The sequence below is a fragment of the Gammaproteobacteria bacterium genome, assembly GCA_029881255.1.
Classification (GTDB): domain Bacteria; phylum Pseudomonadota; class Gammaproteobacteria; order S012-40; family S012-40; genus JAOUMY01.
Map to the genome: position 1 here is coordinate 1,083,151 of JAOUMY010000001.1, position 19,806 is coordinate 1,102,956.

General features: G+C 45.9%; 16 protein-coding genes and 1 pseudogene. 12 read left to right on the plus strand and 5 right to left on the minus strand.

Annotated features, from left to right (window positions below; genetic code table 11):
• Positions 1 to 8: 8 nt before the first annotated feature.
• The 3 genes from OEZ43_05025 to OEZ43_05035 all read right to left on the minus strand — a co-directional run bounded on the left by OEZ43_05025 (position 9) and on the right by OEZ43_05035 (position 3,689).
• Positions 9 to 1,298 carry a multicopper oxidase domain-containing protein gene (locus OEZ43_05025; GenBank protein ID MDH5544932.1) on the minus strand — a complete coding sequence of 430 codons (1,290 nt, stop codon included), beginning with the start codon at positions 1,296 to 1,298 and terminating at the stop codon, positions 9 to 11.
• 160 nt (positions 1,299 to 1,458) lie between these two features.
• The gene (locus OEZ43_05030; GenBank protein MDH5544933.1) at positions 1,459 to 2,346 is read right to left on the minus strand and encodes a tetratricopeptide repeat protein; all 888 of its coding nucleotides are present in this window, start codon (positions 2,344 to 2,346) and stop codon (positions 1,459 to 1,461) included.
• Between the two features lie 284 nt (positions 2,347 to 2,630).
• Positions 2,631 to 3,689: a porin gene (locus OEZ43_05035; protein ID MDH5544934.1), complete on the minus strand. Its 1,059-nt coding sequence runs from the start codon at positions 3,687 to 3,689 to the stop codon at positions 2,631 to 2,633.
• Between the two features lie 441 nt (positions 3,690 to 4,130).
• On the opposite strand from OEZ43_05035, the gene OEZ43_05040 reads away from it, so the two are divergent.
• From OEZ43_05040 to OEZ43_05090, 11 genes and pseudogenes are all read left to right on the plus strand, one after another.
• Positions 4,131 to 4,337, plus strand: a complete 207-nt coding sequence (locus OEZ43_05040) for a cold-shock protein (GenBank protein ID MDH5544935.1) — start codon at positions 4,131 to 4,133, stop codon at positions 4,335 to 4,337.
• A gap of 477 nt (positions 4,338 to 4,814) precedes the next feature.
• Positions 4,815 to 6,023 (plus strand): outer membrane beta-barrel protein, encoded by a 1,209-nt coding sequence (locus OEZ43_05045; GenBank protein MDH5544936.1) that lies wholly within the window; start codon positions 4,815 to 4,817, stop codon positions 6,021 to 6,023.
• Positions 6,020 to 6,811, plus strand: coding sequence for an SLBB domain-containing protein (locus OEZ43_05050; GenBank protein MDH5544937.1), 792 nt, complete (start codon positions 6,020 to 6,022; stop codon positions 6,809 to 6,811). Before OEZ43_05045 ends, OEZ43_05050 begins: the two co-directional genes overlap by 4 nt.
• Positions 6,811 to 8,958 carry a polysaccharide biosynthesis tyrosine autokinase gene (locus OEZ43_05055; GenBank protein MDH5544938.1) on the plus strand — a complete coding sequence of 716 codons (2,148 nt, stop codon included), beginning with the start codon at positions 6,811 to 6,813 and terminating at the stop codon, positions 8,956 to 8,958. The genes OEZ43_05050 and OEZ43_05055 overlap by 1 nt, the downstream gene beginning before the upstream one ends.
• Complete coding sequence (locus OEZ43_05060) at positions 8,945 to 9,580, plus strand: hypothetical protein (protein MDH5544939.1); 636 nt, start codon at positions 8,945 to 8,947, stop codon at positions 9,578 to 9,580. The genes OEZ43_05055 and OEZ43_05060 overlap by 14 nt, the downstream gene beginning before the upstream one ends.
• A gap of 311 nt (positions 9,581 to 9,891) precedes the next feature.
• Entirely contained in the window at positions 9,892 to 11,082 is a 1,191-nt protein-coding gene (locus OEZ43_05065) for an O-antigen ligase family protein (protein ID MDH5544940.1), read from the plus strand.
• Complete coding sequence (locus OEZ43_05070; protein MDH5544941.1) at positions 11,079 to 11,711, plus strand: hypothetical protein; 633 nt, start codon at positions 11,079 to 11,081, stop codon at positions 11,709 to 11,711. Before OEZ43_05065 ends, OEZ43_05070 begins: the two co-directional genes overlap by 4 nt.
• Before the next feature lie 157 nt (positions 11,712 to 11,868).
• Positions 11,869 to 14,295: an MMPL family transporter gene (locus OEZ43_05075; GenBank protein MDH5544942.1), complete on the plus strand. Its 2,427-nt coding sequence runs from the start codon at positions 11,869 to 11,871 to the stop codon at positions 14,293 to 14,295.
• A 255-nt stretch (positions 14,296 to 14,550) separates the two neighbouring features.
• Complete coding sequence (locus OEZ43_05080; GenBank protein MDH5544943.1) at positions 14,551 to 15,447, plus strand: DMT family transporter; 897 nt, start codon at positions 14,551 to 14,553, stop codon at positions 15,445 to 15,447.
• A gap of 79 nt (positions 15,448 to 15,526) precedes the next feature.
• Positions 15,527 to 15,748 (plus strand): annotated as a pseudogene (locus tag OEZ43_05085) (ester cyclase).
• 217 nt (positions 15,749 to 15,965) lie between these two features.
• Positions 15,966 to 16,256 carry an EF-hand domain-containing protein gene (locus tag OEZ43_05090; protein MDH5544944.1) on the plus strand — a complete coding sequence of 97 codons (291 nt, stop codon included), beginning with the start codon at positions 15,966 to 15,968 and terminating at the stop codon, positions 16,254 to 16,256.
• A 17-nt stretch (positions 16,257 to 16,273) separates the two neighbouring features.
• On the opposite strand, the gene OEZ43_05095 is transcribed toward OEZ43_05090, so the two are convergent.
• Both OEZ43_05095 and OEZ43_05100 read right to left on the minus strand, forming a co-directional pair.
• Positions 16,274 to 16,744: a retroviral-like aspartic protease family protein gene (locus tag OEZ43_05095; protein ID MDH5544945.1), complete on the minus strand. Its 471-nt coding sequence runs from the start codon at positions 16,742 to 16,744 to the stop codon at positions 16,274 to 16,276.
• A 96-nt stretch (positions 16,745 to 16,840) separates the two neighbouring features.
• Entirely contained in the window at positions 16,841 to 17,692 is an 852-nt protein-coding gene (locus OEZ43_05100) for a DUF4382 domain-containing protein (GenBank protein MDH5544946.1), read from the minus strand.
• Between the two features lie 301 nt (positions 17,693 to 17,993).
• On the opposite strand from OEZ43_05100, the gene OEZ43_05105 reads away from it, so the two are divergent.
• Entirely contained in the window at positions 17,994 to 19,805 is a 1,812-nt protein-coding gene (locus OEZ43_05105) for a hypothetical protein (GenBank protein MDH5544947.1), read from the plus strand.
• Position 19,806 lies beyond the last annotated feature (1 nt).

A 19,806-nucleotide genomic window follows, 5' to 3' on the forward strand; every position in this document is an offset into this window, starting at 1 on the left:
GTCTCCCATTATTGGTCTATCGAAAGTGAAGGCGTGTAACTTGGCGTGAAGTCCTCGTATACCAGCATTGTTAGCATGCCGCCGGGATATATTCCGTTGTTTCGCACGTGCGTGGTTGTATGATCATGCCAGGTCCAAAAGCCTGGGTTATCACCAAATACAATAACATCATATGTACCACCTGGCTCAACGTGTAATGTATTTAGTCGCCGATGCTGTTGAAGTTCATTTCCGTCCTGAGCCACCCACCAGAAGTCATGTCCGTGTAAATGCATATGGTGGCTGATGCCGCTCGCATTAATCATTCTGACCCGTATCCACTCGCCGTGTTTGATGCCTATGCGTTGCGTGGCAGGATAGGCCTTTCCGTTTATCGCAAAAAAATTGGGCTCAATTTTTTTTCCTGATGAGCGACTTTGTAAATAGGGTGGTACGTAACGTCCATCATCAAAAGCCTGCTTAAATTCAGTATAATTTCGAAAAAATCCATGGGTCGCCGGGTCAAGTTTTCCTTCGGCCATGAGGTGATTAACCTGTTTCATGCCCTCAAGCAGTCCATTCATCTCCTCGCGAATAAAGTCCGTATCCCAGGCCTCTAGCATCAGCGTGTAGTCACGTGTGTAAGGGTAGCGTTCCTTTATGGTGTCTTTTTCGGGGTGAATGACAAACGCGCCGTGCATCGCGGAAGCTGCATGCAAGGGTGTATTCCAGTGACAGTGATACCAACGGGTGCCTGCAGGCTTTGCCTGAAAACGATAGACAAATGTTTCGCCGGGGTGTACGGGATCCTGCGTAACCATCGGAACGCCATCCATCGTATAAGGCAGTACCAGGCCGTGCCAATGTATGGTGTGCATTTCTTCAGTGTGATTTGTAAAATTGACCTGTATCCATTCTCCTTCGGTTACATGAAATTCAGGACCAGGCACTTGTCCGTTAAATGCGAATACATGTGTTTTTATGCCGGGTAGAATCTCATGTTCGACGATGCGCACTTCCACGTTGTAAACTTTGTAATCGACTTCTTCAGGCGGGGGAGATCCTGGTGGGATAATGGTTCTTCCCGGCTGCATCTGATGTTTTTCAAACATCATGCTGCTGTACTCTGCCATTTGATGTCCGGCATGGTCGCCAGTGTGTTTATGTGCGTCGTGTGAGTTTTCTGCGTAGGTAGTGGAAGCAGAGCTGGCTATAAGAGTGCCGCTGGTAAAGGTTGCCGCCTTTTTAAGAAAATCCCGTCTTTCTATTCGCGTTGGCGTTGTAGGATCGTGTGACTTTGAAGGCGGTGTTTTCGACATTTCATTCTCCGCAGTTCGATTATATGCCGATAATGCTAAAACATTCTTCTGTAGTATTGTATAGACATTTGAACTGAGCCGTTAATTCTGTGTGCAAACGACATAAAAAAACCTCCGCATGTTGCGGAGGTTTTGTTTTACTGCACGTAGCGCGTAAGAATTACTTGCTTAGTGCTTTGTACTCTGCGAGGCGATTGGTGCAAGCTGCGCGTGTAGTAGCGTAAAAACCCTTGCCGCCAAGATTAATTGCCTTGTCATACAAGGTTAGCGCCTTGTCATAGTTAGCCATTGCATCATGCATTACAGCAAGGTTGTACACAACATCAGGACGGTTGGGCTGTGAGGCCATCATAGATTCCAACTTATCAGCCGCCTGAGCATATGAACGCTTCTTGATGATCTCGACAACCGGGCCTAGGTCTTTGGACTCGTCATCAACCTTTACGGACTCATTGATAAAGCGAGGCGTGATGTCGGCCAGGAATTTGGATACCGCATTGTCAATCGCGGCTTGTTTGGCGGCATCTTTGTCACCTTTATTTTCAGGGATTTTGGCTTCGCCACTGTATTCTTTCTCAGAAAGGCGTGCACGACCGCTGGCGTCAAGTGTGGTTACCCCGATGCTGGCAGCTCCAACAAACACATTGCTGCGCTTGGTGATTGTTTGCCCTTTGCTGTTCTTGAATTGCTCAACAACCTGGTCTTTGTTTGCGTCGGCCTCATAGACATCTACGCGTACAAAAACCTCTCCATCCTTAGGGCCAGTTGGGCGGGCAGAGGCGCTATCGCCTTTAGGTACGATTTCAATGCCTTTGGACATCTTGTCTTCGAACTGCCACCAGTTAGACTGGCGAGCCTTTACGCTCAGGCTTTCCATCAACTGTTCGCGCAAGCTGCGCTTACCTGACATCTGCACCATTACCAAGCTCTTGGATGCCCCAAGGTTATAGGCCGCAGGAGAAGGACGTTGGATAACGGCGTTGGTTCCACAACCCTGTGCAATCAAGATAAAAGCTGCTAAAGCCACAAGGATTAAACTTCTTTTCATAGAGTAATTCACCTGTCTTTCCTCACTAATGAATGTTTTTAAAATACGCGGGCACATGACATTTGGTACCCAAATTGACCGTTTGTAAGTTAGAACCGAGCCTATGATTTTTACGAGGCGCGGAACCGGCACTCCGGGAGATTATTCGACAGGAAGGCTGACAAACTTAAGGTGTATTTGCGTCTGATTTAGCGTTTGATTAACGGGAAGAACTAAGGCGTTAGGACTGGCGCCTTCTGAAGCGACTAAGGGTTTCTCTTAGATGTTCAGAAAGCGCTTTTGGACTAAAACTTATATCCAGTCTGTAATGCAAAAGACATTTTCATTGATTCACTAGGCGGGAAAGATTTGTCGGTGAATATTTTTGCATCGGTGCCTATCAATGCCAGGTCAGCGCGTACATAGGTTTCCTTACTGAAGTTGTAAGTCGGCGTCACCGTGATTGAATAGGCACTGGTGCCAATGCCGCCGCCGTTATATCCATATACGGTGTTCCCTGTGCCGCTGTTCGCGTACTCGAGTCTCACAGGCACCGATATATCATCGAAACGTGCATTAGCGTAGAGAGCAAGTCCGAAGACGCTTGAAGACGCGCCAACCTGCGGAGACTCAACAATAAACAAATCCAAATTTGCACCTACATCAATGCTCTTGTCTATTTTCATAGTGAAGATGACATCAAAGATATTGTTGCCACCGTCGCCGTAAAGAAAGGTACCGCCCACCTTCATGTCGTCTATTTTCGCGTCGGCTCCTAATGCAAAAGATTTGCTAGAACCCTGACTCGCATCGTTGTTGAATTCCACGAATACCTTGATGTCGTCGATGCTGTAGTTTGCGCGCAATCCTCGATAATAACCTGGCTGTGCATTCCAAATGACGCCACGCAAAATATTGCCATTTGCATAACTGACGCCTTGCTCAAGTCCAATCGTCGTAGGGATTACACCGATATCGATCGCTAAATCTTTCATAGGCGCGACAGAAAGCCAGCCGTGATTAAAGCCTCTTGGCGTGTCGCTAAACAAAGGTATTTGCGTGGTGTCTGTGATAAAGCCAGGCATCATGCCGCCATCGTAAAGTGTGCTTGGCGTATATCCACCGAGTCCTATGGTAAAACCTACGCCGGTTTTTTTTATTTTCCCGGTTTTGAGTTCAAGCATGATGTCCGAAATCTGCAAATTGTCGTGAACCTTTGATCCCGTATTGTTTGATGTAAAAAAAGAACCGCTAACACCACCTGACAGGTCCAAATCGACGCTCTCTGTCTTAATGCTGCCAGCATGTAAATTAGTCGTAATAAGCATCAATCCCGTTGCTAAATATCCTAAATGTTTTTTCATTTGGTAACCTCTGGTCGAAATGAAAACAAATTTTACAAACAAACTTCATACCAGATTAGTCAACACTTTGGAAATTACAAGTCCAATGAAAGTTCATATCACTGAAAATAGTTGAAAATACGTCCTCGGCAGACTCTTTATGGTTCAACCAAAAAGGCAGACTTCAAAGAGAATTTATGCTTGCCTGAATCAACAAACGAAATGTTTGGACCAGGCATTCTATTCGTCATTTGGCCTTGGATGTGCGGATACGAGAAGAAATTTACTGTATGGTGTCGTGCAACTTTTTTTGCTGGTTTCGCACCAGAATTTGTGCTCTACTTCTATCCCGACGAAAACTCAGGGGTTTTCTTACCGGCAAGCGATAAATTCGGTGACTGGTCATTAGCTTGTTTTCGTTCTTTTGGTTATTTTTATCAACATGTTAAAGAGGTTATTTATATGAATACAGGAACCGTTAAATGGTTTAACGAGTCCAAAGGATTTGGTTTTATCACGCCTAACGATGGTGGTGCGGACGTATTTGTTCACTACTCGTCCATCCAGGGGAATGGTTTCCGATCTTTGAACGAAGGTCAGAAAGTTTCCTTCCAAGTTGAGAAAGGTGCCAAAGGGCCACAGGCTACTCAAGTACAATTGCAGAACTAATAACAAATTTTTTCACGCATCCTCAACGAAACTAAATTTCTGAGAATTGGATTACCAGGGCCTGTGTATTCAGTACACGGGCCCTTTCCGCTATGAAACATCGATAATTGACATAACGCCACTCTCATCATTTTCGCTAATATTCTGTAATTTCACGCGTTTTAACCAGTATTTGGACCAGCTTTGCGCTTTGCCTTTTGTGATGGGCGTCGCGGTGAAACCCTGCATGATGGTGTAATCTATCTTATTGTTTTTTTTGGTTTTTATCGCTATCCACTTGCGCTAAGCAGGGCCTGACAGCTTCATGGCTCATCCGCAGCTACCTTTAAGGCATTCATTTTTTTGACGTTTATGTCCATACGGGTCTCTATATTGCTTACATAGGCTTAAATAACGCGAACTTAGAGGCGTTTAATCTGAACAGTGAAATAAATTTATGTTGAAAACACACACGACAAAAGCAAGCCAGGGTTGATCTTGACTGCCAGGAACCTGCTAAAGGCAGTCTGTCTTACCGTGATTTCGTGGAGCGCATGTTTCTTCAATATCGGTGTAAATGCAGAAGAGGCAGACAAAGGACTTGCATACGGAAAACTCTTGGTAGAGCCCATATTCTCAGCGGAGCTGACCTACGATGACAATGTTTTTCGACAACAGACATCTCCGACATCTGCACTTTTGTCCACGCTGAATTCGCAATTGAAGTTGTCCGTTAATAATGAAATGAATCGTAGTAGTGTTGGGTATCAAGGTAGTTACGTCGATGTTCAGCAAAGCCCGGCCGACAACTATATGGACCATATGGTATTCGGTCGTTTGCAACATGCCTTATTGAGAAACTTGAGTTTTGTGTTCAGTGGCGCATATCAATTGGCCCATGAAAAAAGAGGGGAGACGTATATTGTGGATACGGTCTCCAATTTCGATGTGCCAGACGCCTTCGTGTTGAAACAAATCAAAGCCAATATGGTTTTGGGAAGCGAGCAGTCGCAAGGGCGTCTGCAGTTGGAAGGTGAGAAGCGTACGAAACTGTTTACTACGCGACTAGATGTGACAGGACGTAGAAGTCACGAGTTGCAAGTGGCAAACCTGGTTTTAACCCGGCGGATCTCGCCAAAAACTGCGTTTCTATTGAAGGGTGGCTATTCTCAGTATGACTATACAAACGAAGATAGTTTGCTCGCCAGTCGTGATAGTGCGGACCTGACAGTCGGATTAGGTGCTCAATGGGAATTCACGCGTTTGACTAAAGGCGAATTTGTTTTCGGCTTGCACAATAAAAATTTCACAGATGCCAGCAAACCGCAGGTCACAGGTAAAGAGTGGTTGTTAGCAATGACATGGTCTCCCCTAGAGGACCTGGAATTCGAATTAACGTCTGGAGGAACACTGGAGGAATCTACTACGACAGGAAACTATACGGATTCGAAGCGAGTTTCCATTGGTGCGCAATATAGTTTTTTTGACAAGCTTCTTTTAAAGCCTCAGGCTTGGGTGAACTCCGCTGAGTACCCACCAGAATTAGGGCGAGATATAGCGCTTGGAGGTGAGTTTGCGGCCGTGGTAAACACAGCTAAGTGGGTACAAATCGGCGCAGCTCTGCGCTACTTGCGACAATATTCGTTTCGAGATGGTTTTAGCTATCGTGAAAAAATGTTAATCGGACGTATCTTAATACGACCATGAAAGCGACTACGCAGATAAATAACGTTCACATCAAACCGATACGGCTGCAAGGTGCGTTGTGGTTGTTGCTACTGATTGCCTGCACCAGCTCATTTGCGCTTGATCAATCCGCATACCAGCTTTCCACAGGTGATGTGATCGATATTCAGGTGTTTGGTGAAAAAGAATTGAGCGTGAAAAAAGCCATAGATGATACCGGCAAAGTGTCCTATCCCTTATTAGGAGATTTGAAGGCAGCTGGGCGTACGCTGCGTGAAATGGAACACGTTATCGTTGAGGGGCTCCAGGGGCGATATCTAATTTCGCCGAGAGTGAATGTTACGATCGAAAATTACCGACAATTTTTTGTGAATGGCGAAGTCAACCGGCCTGGAGGTTATGCATTTCTTCCAGGTCTATCCCTGCGCAAAGCAATTGCCGTTGCAGGTGGGCTAACCTCCCGTGCTTCATCTGAGCGTATCTTTGTTATTCGCGATTCCGATGAGAGTAAAACGCCGAGCAAAACTGACATGGAAGCGGAAGTTAGCCCCGGAGACATCATTACGGTCTATGAATATCGACAGGTGTTTATCTCTGGCGAGGTTCAGCGTCCCGGTAACTACGACTATCAACCGGAATTAACGATGCGAAAGCTGGTTGCGTTGGCTGGTGGATTTACAGCGAGGGCATCGAGTGGAAAAATTTGGCTGATTCGTGAAAAAGGCGGTACTAAGACGGAGCAGGACGCTGCGCTGGACGATATGGTGAAACCCGGCGATATTGTCACGGTAGGGGAGCGTTTCTTCTGATGCTAAACGAAAGCAAGCTGAAACGACGGCTGAAAGGTTTATATGAATATGGCGATAGCCATGTTGCGAGTAACGTCGACCAGATCATAGCGGCTATTGCCCAATATAAATGGTCTATACTGGCATTAGCCTCAATTGTCGCATTTATTTCGTTGCTCATTTCCCTTTCGATGCCGTCTATCTATCAGGCTAGCGCGGTGATATTGATTGAGCCGCCAAAATCAAACATCAAAACGCTTGATGATATTTATGGGATAGATCATCGAAATGGAGATTTCTTCCTAACGCAAGTGGAGCTTTTGCGTTCCAGGGATCTGGTTGCGCGTGTGATACATGATATGGAGTTGCAAAAGGAACCGGAATTTTATATCGCACCAAACGCCGAAGATGCTGAGTCGAAGTCGGCGATTTCAAGTGACCAGATCATGCGAGTTCTCGCGAACAAATTTCTCGATCGCTTAAGTCTACGACCGGTCCAACGTACCCATTTAGTTGAAATACGTTTTGAGTCGACTAGCCCGGAGCTAAGCGCAAAAGTTGCAAACCATTTGGTTAAGGCCTACCTGACTAGTAGTCTGGAAAATCAACTGCGCATGGCGTCAGACTCGTCCGGCTGGTTAGCAGACAAGCTGGGGCCACTGAAAACTGAACTGGCGAGTGCAGAAGGTCGTCTGCAAGACTACCTGGAAAAAGAAAATCTTGCGGATATACAAGGTGTGCGGACACTTATTGCGTCGGAACTTGAACGCATAACTCACCACCTTGTCGAAGGACGCGCCAAGCGAGTCGAAGTGGAAAACCTGCTTTCGCAACTTAAGTCTGTGAAAGATTGGCCAAGTACTCCTGCCATTATTAATCACGAACTTGTTCGTGGTGCTTACGTACAGAAGCAAAAAGCGATGAGTAAAGTCGCCGAATTGTCCGAGCGTTACGGGCCGGAATATCCGAGCATGGTCAGCGCCAGATCGGAATTGGAGATTGCGGAAAAAAATCTGATGGCTCAAATGAAGCTGGTTGTAGAGAGTTTCAATAGACAGTATGAAGTTGAGTTGAAAAACGAGCAATCTTTAAATGGCAGCCTGGAAAACGCCAAAAAAGAATTGCTTGGAATTAATCGCAAAGAGTTTCAGCTCAAGGAGCTACAACGGGAGGTGGATACCCGTCGTCGTCTATACGATGCATTTATCAATCAAATTCAGGAAACGAATGCGATAAAGGACTTTGAACCAGTGAATGCGCGGATGATAGAGCACGCCTCGGTGCCTATCTCTCCTTATAAGCCGGCCAGGACAAAGATAGTTTCGTTCTCATTCATTATCGCCTTGCTCTCGGCCATCGCCCTGGCAATTGCACTTGAATACCTGAAAAGTACATTCAAGGTGGCAGAGGACGTTACGCGGTTTCTCGAAATGCCTTTTCTGGGTTACGTGCCGTACATCAAGAATGATGGTAGCGATCGCCTGACGGTTGAAAAGGTATTCTCCGGTGAAGGTGTATCTGAGGCGCAGGAATTCATTAACACGATACGTACGGCCTTGTTGTTAAATGATCCGGATAGCAGGAACCGAATAACGATAGTGACATCCAGTGTGCCGGAGGAAGGCAAGTCGATTGTATCCGGATGTATTGCTGCCGGACTCGCGCAATTAAATCGGGTGTTGTTGATAGATGCTGACATGCGGCGTCCCTGTGTGCACAAGCTATTTAATGGCTTACATCGAAAAACGGGAATTGCCGAGGTCTTGGTTGGTGAGTCAACAATAGAAGAGGCCTTGCAACATGTTGATGAATACCATCTGGATGTGCTGCCGGTGGGAATGATTCCACCGCGACCGTTAGATCTGCTTTCCTCTGAACGTTTTCAATCTCTGCTTTCTGAGCTGATTACCCGTTACGACCACATTATTATTGATACGCCACCCGTGCACGCGGTCAGCGATGCCTTGGTTTTGTCCAGACGAGTTCACGATGTTGTCTTTGTGACGCGGTATGACTCCACATCGCATTTCACCGCTCGCAAGGCACTGGCGCAATTGACAGAAGCTAGAGCAAAAATTGCCGGGGTCGTGCTGAACCAGTTTGTTCCACCAACGGCCTCCGGTTCATATGAACTCTATCAGTACATGTATAAGTATGGAACAGAATAGCCAAGGAAAGGAAAATAGAAGATTCGCCATATTGCCGCTAGCTTTTATGGTATTGGCGAGCGGCTATTGCCTGTTGCAGGTGGTGACAGAATGGTATCTGCAACCGGTTGAGCAGGTAATTTCTACGAATGTTGGGTGGACGGAACACGAACGCGTCGCCACTCTGCGTGAACTTGGTTTCGTTAGCAGGCTTAGTCCTGGCAATGTACGAATTTATGAATATAGAGTTCTACTGCGTGACGAAAGACTGCTTTTTGGTAAAAGCGATGAGTCACGCGGCTATACCGCACTGCTAGCGCAAAGGCCAACCTGGATTCCTCTGTGGATAAATGCACTAAACCAATTCGCGTCACGTGGAGAGTTTAATCAGCAATTCAATAGGGCATTGTTATACGCCCTCGATCTCACAAAAAACAATCACCAATACGCCTCGCGATTAGTTGAATTGAGCTTGAGACATTGGACACATCTGGATTGGCATACACGTGACGAATTAGCGAACAAGCTGTCGGAATACAATCTAACGCCTCTTTTACTGAAACTGGCTAAGGAAAAAGCAATGTTGAACTTTGTATGCGCAACGGTCGGGCAGACTGACGTAATGAGTCTGTGCGAGCCTTAATCCGCTGAGGGGTGCTTTTAGTGGAATTATCCAACGATAACTTTCTAGCAACTACGCGTTCAACAATGGTCGCCTTCGTAAGTAGGTATCCTCTGTTCTCGACCTTGCTCGTCCTGCTATTTTGGTTGCCACTACCTTTAGGTTCAAATAGAGGCTGGTCGTCATCATTGTTTGAAGCGGTTGTATTTTGCCTTTTTGCTATTTGGATATTGGGCTATTTAAAAGGTCGATACAAAACAAGTGTAGCCTTTGTTCGCGCCAGACCTGTGATATACCTGTTGTCGTGTGTTTGTGTCTGGCCGATTTTTCAAATGATACCTTTGTCAGCATCGGTGCTTGAACTGTTATCGCCGAATGCATTGATCCACTATCAGGCGGTTTCGGGCCTTTCCGCTAATGCAGCGTATTCAGTGAGTCTAGATCCCTATGCCAGTTGGGAGAGATTTCTTCTTAACTTATCCTTGTTAAGCCTGTTTATGCTTGTCTTGCTAACAACACGTACACGCCAGCATCTATACTTTTTGTTGTATACGATGGTGTTGGCCGGGTTATGTCAAGCGATATGGGGCAGTCTTAAATTACTATTTGTCGAAGATGTTCATTATGCGACAGGTACATTCGTCAATCGAAATCATCTTGCGGGGTTTTTTGAATTGACGCTCGCAGCCGGTACGGGTCTGTTGTTGGCTATAACTTCACACCGCCATTCGCGAAGTTGGCGGCAAGCACTGGTGTACTGGATCAGTCTGATTTTTAGTAAGAAGCTGCGACTTCGACTATATCTGATGATAATCGTTATTGGGCTTATTCTTACGCATTCGCGTATGGGGAATTTTGCCTTTTTTACTAGCCTAACGTTCGCTGCGCTTATATTCATGTTGACGACCAAAAATCAGCAATACGCACATAAGTCATGGTGGAGGGCGATAGCACCAGCGCTTTTCCTGCTATCCAGTCTCGTAGTTATTGACTTTCTGATTGTCGGGAATTGGCTTGGTGTTGACCAGGTCGTCGACAATATTCAAAAAACGCAAGTAGAGACGGAATCGAGAAGCCTGCTATTTAGCGATGCTCTATCGTTGACGAAGGAATTTTGGTTGTCCGGGATTGGTGCCGGTGCCTTCTCCAGTGTTTTCCCAGTTTATCAATCAAGGCCATACTTCGAAGTGTACGACCATGTGCATAATGACTTTCTGGAAATTGCAATGGAGTACGGACTACCCGTCTTTGTTCTATTTTCGGCGGCAATAGTTTGGTGTTTTCTGTCTGCGGTGAAAGCACTATTTATCAATGAATCCCAATTCCATCGGGGTGTCGCTTTTGCGTGTGTGATGGGCATATCCGCTTTGTTGCTGCATGGGCTTGTAGATTTCAATTTTCATATACCTGTTAACGCCGCCTATATTTCTGTTTTATTGGCATTGACTCAGGTTGCTGGACATCGGAAGTCTTTGAGTATGCAAGGGAGCGGTAACGACGATAACGGTGGAGGTCCAATATGAGCCTATATCGGCTGCTAGATATTATTTTTCAAGCGCTACTCATACTGATATTGAGTACATCGTTGGTCGTAGCAGGAGTGTCAGAGGACATCGCCGCAGGGAAGTCTCTTGAGCAGGTTTTCGTCAACAATGTAAATAGAGGCACTAAGGTTGAAGATGTCATGCGGCAAGCGATGAGAGTTTTAAAGAGTCGTAAACCGCAAGTATTGGCTGCTGCCCTGATGACCCAGCCGTCCGCAGCACCGAGTTTGGTCGAAATCGCATTAGCAAACGGCCTGGCGCCAGAAGAGGTTATGCAGATGGCATTGAGAGTTGCACCCAAATATGCGGATGAAATTCTACGCATGGGAATATCCGCAAATGAAGAAGCCGCGCCGGATTTGTTGAAACAGGCAATTCGCGCAGGCATCGCTCCTAATGTTATTACCCCGTTGATTAATGAGTTCGTCCTGAAATCCATGCAAGGCTTAGATGGGTTATCTGAACAGGACAAAAGAATACGCATGTTAACGGCAGAGGAAATCTTGTCCACGCAATACGATTTGCCTACTGATATGCAGCGCCCCGTACCTGTCATGGATATACCTCCCAGAAATGGGGGGAGCGATCGTCTGGCCAGTCCAAACTGAGGTGACTCATTCTTAACATCTGTGAATTCTATTGATAGTCTTTCTCCCTATGGCATAAACTTACGCCTTCTTTTCGACTTTCGACCTGTGCACACAGAATCTGTTGTATAGGATTAGCACTGAATCGTAGATATGTGGAATTAAGGGATAGGTTTTTATGTCATGGATTAGTCGCTTGTTTGACTCGCATTCACAATTCATCGTTCGATATCCTTGGCCGATTATTCTTCTCACCCTGGGGGCTTCAATTGGACTCGTCAGTCAACTTCCAGGACTCGTAGTCGATACGTCCCCCTACGCCTTTTTTGAGCCAGATGATCCGATAGTAACGAAGTATGACCAGTTTCTTAAAGACTATGATCGGGACGAAGTCGGTGTTATCACAATTAAGACTGAAAACGTTTTCGATCGCTCTTTTTTGCAGACGCTGCAAAACATCCATCATGATTTGGAACAAAAAGTACCTTATCTCGACGAAGTGCTTAGTCTGATCAATGCGACGTCGATTAAAGGTAAGAATGATGAGCTTATCGTAAAAGATCTCCTGGAGACCATGCCCGCAGACGATGCAGAGCTTGATCGATTCAAGCAAGACGTACTGACTCACCCCCTATATCCCAGCCTGCTAATATCTTCAAACGCGCAGTACACATCGATAATTGTTCGTCCAAATGCGTATCAGGTGGAAACGACAGGCGCCGCTAATTTGATGGAGGGATTTGATGATGCTCCAGTGAATGATGATGTAGGTGCCGATTTATCACCTCCACGTCTGACGCCGAAACAGATTGGTGAATTCAGTGCTGCCATATTCGATACCCTGAAGCCGTATCAAGGCAACGGTATTGAGTTTTTGGTCGCAGGGCTAGCGGTTGTTAATAATGAAATACTGGTTAAGCTCAACAAGGAAGTTCCACTATTTACGGGTGTGGCCCTGCTACTAATTGCCGTGTTGTTGTTTTTTCTGTTTCGGCGCTTTAGCGGGGTGGTTTTGCCCATTGTCGTCGTGTTGCTGGCCTTATTGGTTACGCTCAGTCTGATGGCAATTTCAGGCAAACCTTTTAATGTTTTCACGCAAATACTTCCCTCCTTTCTTTTGGCTGTTGGCGTGGGCGACGCTGTGCATCTTCTGACCATTTTTTACAGAGAGTACGCACGAGGTGGTGATAAACGCCAGGCGCTTCGATTTGCGGTAGCGCATACGGGCCTGCCTATGCTTATGACAAGTCTGACCACGGCCGCAGGACTGCTTTCGTTTTCTGTTTCGGAAATAGCCGCCATTGGATATTTGGGAATATTTTCGGCTAGCGGTGTATTGATTGCCTTTGTTTTTTCTATGACCTTATTGCCGGCGCTTATCGTAGTCTTGCCTATAAAGCATCTTTCGGAAAATAAAGACGGAAAGGTTCAAAGTCTCATAGAGGGATTTCTACGGACGATATCAACCATAGCGACGCGTCATTACGGTAAAGTCATTCTGGCTTCTTCTGTAATTGCGCTTGTTGCATTATACGGCGCCTTTCAGTTGAGGTTCTATTACAACGCTGTTGACTGGTTTCCCAAAGACGATCAAATACGAGTAGCCAGCGAGATATCGAATAAAGTAATGGACGGCAATATGTTTGTCGAAGTGCTAATCGATACGGGCGAGCTTGATGGGGTGAAAAAGTCAGAATTCTTGCAACGTCTTGAAGTGCTGCAAACAAAGATTATGACTCTTCGGGGCGAGGCCGATATGGTCGCGGCCAAGACGATTTCCATCGTTGACACCGTAAAGCTTATACATCAGGCGTTACACAATAACGATGCACACTATCATAAGGTGCCTGATAATGACGATTTGGTTTCGCAGGAGATTCTCCTATTTGAAAATAGTGGCGCCGATGATTTGCGTTCACTGGTAAGCGACGATTTTTCCAAGGCTCGTTTGTCGATCAAGCTGCCCTGGACAAACGCGGGCGCCTATGAATCTTATTTGCTTGATATTAGAAATCTAGTTGAGGCAGCGTTTGAGCACCGCAACGAGGTGACGCTTACCGGGATGATTTCTCTTCTAACGGAAACGTCGAGCCAGGCCATACGCAGCATGACTGAGAGTTATATACTCGCCGCCTTCGTCATCGGCATGATGATGATGCTTTTGTTGCGAAGCGCTCGCGTTGGTTTGATTGCTATGATACCGAATCTCTTTCCTATCCTGGTTGCCCTGGGCTTCATGGGTTTACTTGGATTCCCTCTGGATCTGTCATCCATACTGGTGGGTAGTATCGCTATAGGGTTGAGCGTCGATGACACGATTTATTTTATGCATCATTTTAAGCGCTATTTTTCAAAAAGCGGGGACGTTGTCGATGCTGTTGACCATACCCTGCATACCGCAGGACGGGCGATGCTGGTTACTACTATCGTACTATCCATTGGTTTTTTCGTATTTGGAATGTCCGATATGACCAATCTCGTTTCATTTGGCCTGGTAACCGGCGTCGCGATTATCATGGCGCTTATTGCTGATATCGTTCTTGCCCCGGCGTTAATGGCCTATGCCGTGAAGAGTCCCTCCTTAAGTCGGTCACTGATGCGATAAAAAAATGTAAATTTTGGCTTGACGTATCCAAACTTAGTTGCCAGACTTTCGAGCATGATGACTCAAATTATTACCTGCGTGCGATTTTCCTGTGTGATGAAGCCAATGTGGCTACACCAATATGGGTCTGCGTGCCAAGAGGTAGTAATTTAAGAGTAGTTTTAGAAAACGCCAAAAAGCCGCAGATCCGACAGGACTGCGGCTTTTTTCGTTTATGGCCTTTAACAAATTGCTAATCATAATAAGGAGAAAACAGTGTCTATTCCTTTGGCGTATCTTGGCGTGGTTTTGATATGGACGACTACCCCTATCACTATCAAATGGAGCGGTGTAGATGTCGGATTTCTATTCGGCATTTCTTCGCGCATGCTGATTGCGAGTGTTGTTGGAATAGCACTCGTGGCGCTAATGCGTAAACGCTTGCCACTACATCGCAGTGCACTGCATGCCTATATCGCAGTAGGAATACCACTGTATACCGCAATGATGGCCGTTTACTGGGGGGCTCAGTTTATCCCGTCGGGACTAATTGCTGTGATTTTTGGTTTAACGCCATTGGTTACCGGCTTGTTTGCTGTCTATTTTCTGCAAGAAAAAAGTTTTACGCCTTTTCGCGTGCTGGGCATTTTGTTAGGGGTTGGTGGTCTGGCAATAATCTTTAGCGACAGTCTGGCCTTGGGTGTTAACGCCTGGATGGGATTGGTGGGTGTCTTGATTGCCGTCGTGTTTCATTCTCTTGGAACGGTATGGATAAAAAAAGTCAGCACTGATATTTCATTGCTGAGTATGAACACCGGAGGAACAACCTTGGCGACGCTATTGTTTTCGCTTACCTGGTTGTTCAGTGGCGCGAGTTTGCCCTTACATGTTCCCACGCAGGCCGCCGTTTCGATTGTCTATCTTGGCGTTGTGGGTTCGGTTTTTGGCGCAATACTTTTTTATTACGCTTTACGACATGTTGATACCGGAAAAATGGCGATGTTGACGCTGATTACACCGGTGACGGCTTTGCTAGTCGGCAATCTGTTTAATGGCGAAGTGCTTGCGCCAACGACACTCTACGGCACCGCATTGGTGGTGTCGGGGCTGGCGATTTACCAATGGGCTTCTGAAATTCTGCGTTACCTTAACAGTAGAGTGTTACCCCAATGAATCCGAGTCAGTATTGTAATCGGAATGGTTTAGACCTCGAACTTGCATAGGAGTGTTTTAAGCAAATGTTGAAGTCTTAGGTCAATATCAGCAGGAAAGTGTCGTCATTACCCTGATAAGAGCGCGAGCCACTCACGCGGGTGAGTGGCTCGGCATACGGCCCACCGTGAAGAAAATATGTATCGATGGCGTGAATATTGACACAATTAGCAGTGGAAAAATTATTCACCACAAAGGCTTTGCAAATACTTTCGAGGGGCTTGTTCGTATTGGCGCACTTCCTGGTGTGGGTGAGCGCTGAATTACACGATGACGAAAAATATGTCGTCTTTTTGAGAGTCTTGACAGGGCAATTGGACAGGCTAGAGTGTTTAGATAAGTAACAGACTAGCGGTTTGGATGCACGCTTTCGCGGTGCTCATGTATGGGGGCGCTATAGACGGTTGCTTATTTTTCGATGTTGAAAAGGAAAACAATATCAGTTTCGCTCAATAGATGATTCGTTTACAGGAGGTTTTATGCGGATAAGGTTTATTTTTTTAGTCGTGTTGTTATCGATTTCATTCGGTTCCTGGGCTGGCGGATTGAATAAGGCCGCATTGTTTGAGGATGTCGATACCGATGGTGATAAAACCATTAGCAAAGCCGAGGCAAATGACAGGGATGACTTGAAGGAAAACTTTGCCAAAATCGACGCGAATAAGGACGGAAAACTCGACATATCAGAGTTTAGCGCGTTTGAAACGGCAGGAAGTACATCCGTACCCGAGTCAGATCAGCCTGAACCAGGCGCGGCACCAACTCGTTGAGTTTTGAACTTTGGATGTCAGCTTTGGGCGGGTGTGTTATTGCACCCGCTCAATACTAATTCGGGTGGCTCAATTGAAAAGATAAATGGCGCTGCTTTTTGAAGAGCGCTTAGTCCGAGAATTTGTCTTGTGTTGCCAGGGAAGATGGCGGCTTCTACATTTCTTAGTACACAGGTCTCTCCAATCTTTATGGACGATATCTGATATACATCGACTGTCTTTTGAGTGCCGTCGGCCATGATGCCTTGCAACTGTCGCAAATAAGCGGCATGTCCTTTGCGCTTTAGCGAGTGAAGTGTCGTTTCATTTAACACCAGGTAGCCTGAACCGGTATCAACCATTAACTCTGTTGCGCCTGATCCAGCGATATTTGCATTGATGTAAAACGCCTGCGTATGCTTTTGATCCATCGGAATGCTGGTATCAAATTGGCTGGCATAGAGTCCATTGCTAAGCGTAAGGCTTATGATAAGTAGAAATATTTTCATGTGATACTGTCAGCAATTAGGATGCCAGAAAGCTGGGCGCCGTTTTATGGACGGCGCCGCTATCAAAGCTTGCTGAGAGAGGTGAAAGATATCATCTTAAAAATCTTGTATTGTGGTTTTTTTCGCTTCCGCCAGGACGTTATTTTGCGCAATAAAGTTGAGACTATCTCCCTGCTCCGGATTGTCCAGGTTTGCTTCGCATGTTAGTGCAAGCGTATAGCTTCCGGATGGAAGAAAACCGACTTCATAGTGGTAGGTGTTGTTAATGACATCCAGTGCGAGAGAGGCGCTTGTCAACACTGCGGTAATACTTCCACTGCTGTCCATATCGCTTGGTGTTGCATTCTCTCCCTGGAAAACATATATCGCGTTTCCGCTATCGCCGCATCCATTGCTCGATAGCGTTGTGCCATCAACATTGCCCTTAATATGTCCAACTTCGACATTGTCTATCAATCGTAATGCGGGTTTCAATTTATAACCCTGATTGCTCAAGACGACCGACTTACGCAAGTCGAAATCGACAGTGAAATCTGCGCTACCAATCACTGGTACTGTAAAGCCTCTCACCATTTTTAGACCGCTCTCTGAGCCGCTAGGTATTTCTAAAGAATACTCCGCGCCGTTTACAACGATTGTAGAGGTGTTTGGAGAGGAGTCTACTTTTAAGGTGATGGATTGATAGTCTCCGGGTGATAACACTTGCCCTTGCAGTAGTGGCTCAGAATTCTCACCTTGCAGGGCGAGTAAGTCGATACGTTTAGCTTGTTCGAAATCAACGACAACGTCCTCGTTTTTCGCTGACTTTAGTTCGATGCCGGTAAATTGGACATAAACATTTGACGCGCCATCAACAGGCGCATCTGTTATCGACAGACTGAAATTACCCTGACCGCAACCGGTTGCCAATAGTAGCGCAATAACCTCAATTCGGACCAAGTTATGCATGAGCCTTCTCCTCGAATTTATCTGAAATAACTTATCGGCGATTTTATCTGAAGGCCTAGTGCGAAAAAGTGACGGGGCGCGCATATTGGGAAAAATAGACCAATAAATGCTTATCTTACTGTTTTAAAACGAATTATCCTTTCTGCCTCAGCTGTTGGAGTGGTCTTGATACTGCAAAAAAATCAATGAGATAGCGGTGTATTCACATGACGACATTCTTTTCATCACCATCGTGATTGTGCTTTAATTGACCCTGGTCGAATTGTGTATGTTTTGGCGCCTATAGGGAAAGGAACATAAAATGGAAGTTGGTTTGGTAAAGTCTTTTCTAGGTGTTCTAGCAACCCTGTTGATAGTCACATTCAATATTGCGGGTGCCGCAGAGGAGACGTTTTCTGCATCAGATGATTCGCAAAAGAAATATGAGCGCAAGGTTCTTCTTCAAATCCGGGATATTGGTCTCCAGCAAAAACATTTTTCCGTACCCGTAACCTTCTGTCCTTACAAAAAATCCTGCGTGCCGTTTGCGACCTGGGGGCTTGATGTCGATGACAATCTCGAGATCGCCGCTGCGGGGCAGGTCATTGAGCGCATGTCTGGTAATCGATATGACAATATCAGCATACAGTCGGGTAAGCTGGTAATGACAACGTTGAACGAAACCCTTGAAATGGATGCAGACCTGGGACAGTTCAATTTTGATGTCGGGCCATATTATGAGTTTGTCACGAAGTCCACCGAATATCTAAACACGAAGTTCGCGCCTTTCATGGGTGAGTTGCTTATTAAAGCTAAAGATGCCCGGTATCAGGAATTGGCCGACCGCGAAAAAGAGACTTTTCTTGCAGAGATAGCCAAAGAGCGTAGCGTGCCGGTAGCTTTTCTTCAGCGCTTATTGAATTCCGCCTTTGTCTTCGCCACCTATCTTGAGACTCCACGCGGGAAAATCAGCATCAGCCAACAAAAAAGCAAAAAGTCTTTCAATTTCAGTGTAGGTGTTGATATCGATTTGCCTATGCGGATGGTGATTTTTCGATTTGACTCAGAGAAAAAACAATTCGAAATCTATAAGGAGTTAAGTGCTCACTCCGGGTATGTATCAGATAGTGCGCAAGTGTTTCCATCAAGACCGGAAAATGTTGAGCTTTTGGCGAATTTGTATCGGAGAAGTTTTGTTGTTGCTGCCCGGGCCGCCGGGATAGCCCTCAATACCAATCTGAAAGAAGACGACGCATTCGCCATCTTTGCTACGGTCGATGCGGTTGATGAAGGTTTCTTTTTGACGCGAATCGAGTCTGCGATTGGTCAGGCGGAGGATTTACGTATAGACGCACCCTACCGTCTTAAGCAAATGATAGATGGAAAAATTGTTAATCGAGGTTGGATTAAGGCGCGTTCGGTAGCGAGAAAGTCCTTATTAGATGATGGCGCACAAGGACAATACCTTTCTTCATTTTCTGTTATCAAAGGCAGTGCCGAATTTAAAGATCAGGTGAGAGAGCATCCCTGGACTGGAGTTCTTGGCGCGCTAACCGTTGTCAATACACATCAGACGGTGGAGAAACTTTCCGGATTAACTGCCAGTGGTGGCGGTGACTTTTTGGGCTTGGGTCTTGGTTTTAAGGCGGATTTGGGTTACTTGTTTAACTCATCAGGATACTCTGAGTCATGGTTAGAAATAGTCGGACAATTTGGTCTTGGTGGCGAAAGCATAGTCCAGTCTTCTTCTATATATACAACTCCAGTACTAGGTGTTGTCCGTATGGACTATGTGAAGCGAGGTCATCTGGGGGCGAGTGGACTCTTTGTCGCGTATAAGTTTGGCCTCGCTGCGAGTCAAATGCGTGGGCAAGGGCCTAATGTTGACTCTGCAAACGATGACATAGAGATAACTTCATTCGGCCTGGGCGCGGGTCTGCAATTGGGTTATCTATTTTCACCCGATACGGAGTTGGTGGTAAACGCACAAGGGTATTTTCCCATAAGCTCTCAATACAGAATCGGCGAATCTGAGACGTATGATGACGCCAATATGTCTGTGGTCTATGGTATTAATGTTGGCTTATCGTTTCATATGAAATCGTTAGGCGGACTCGCATCACTGATGAGGTAAG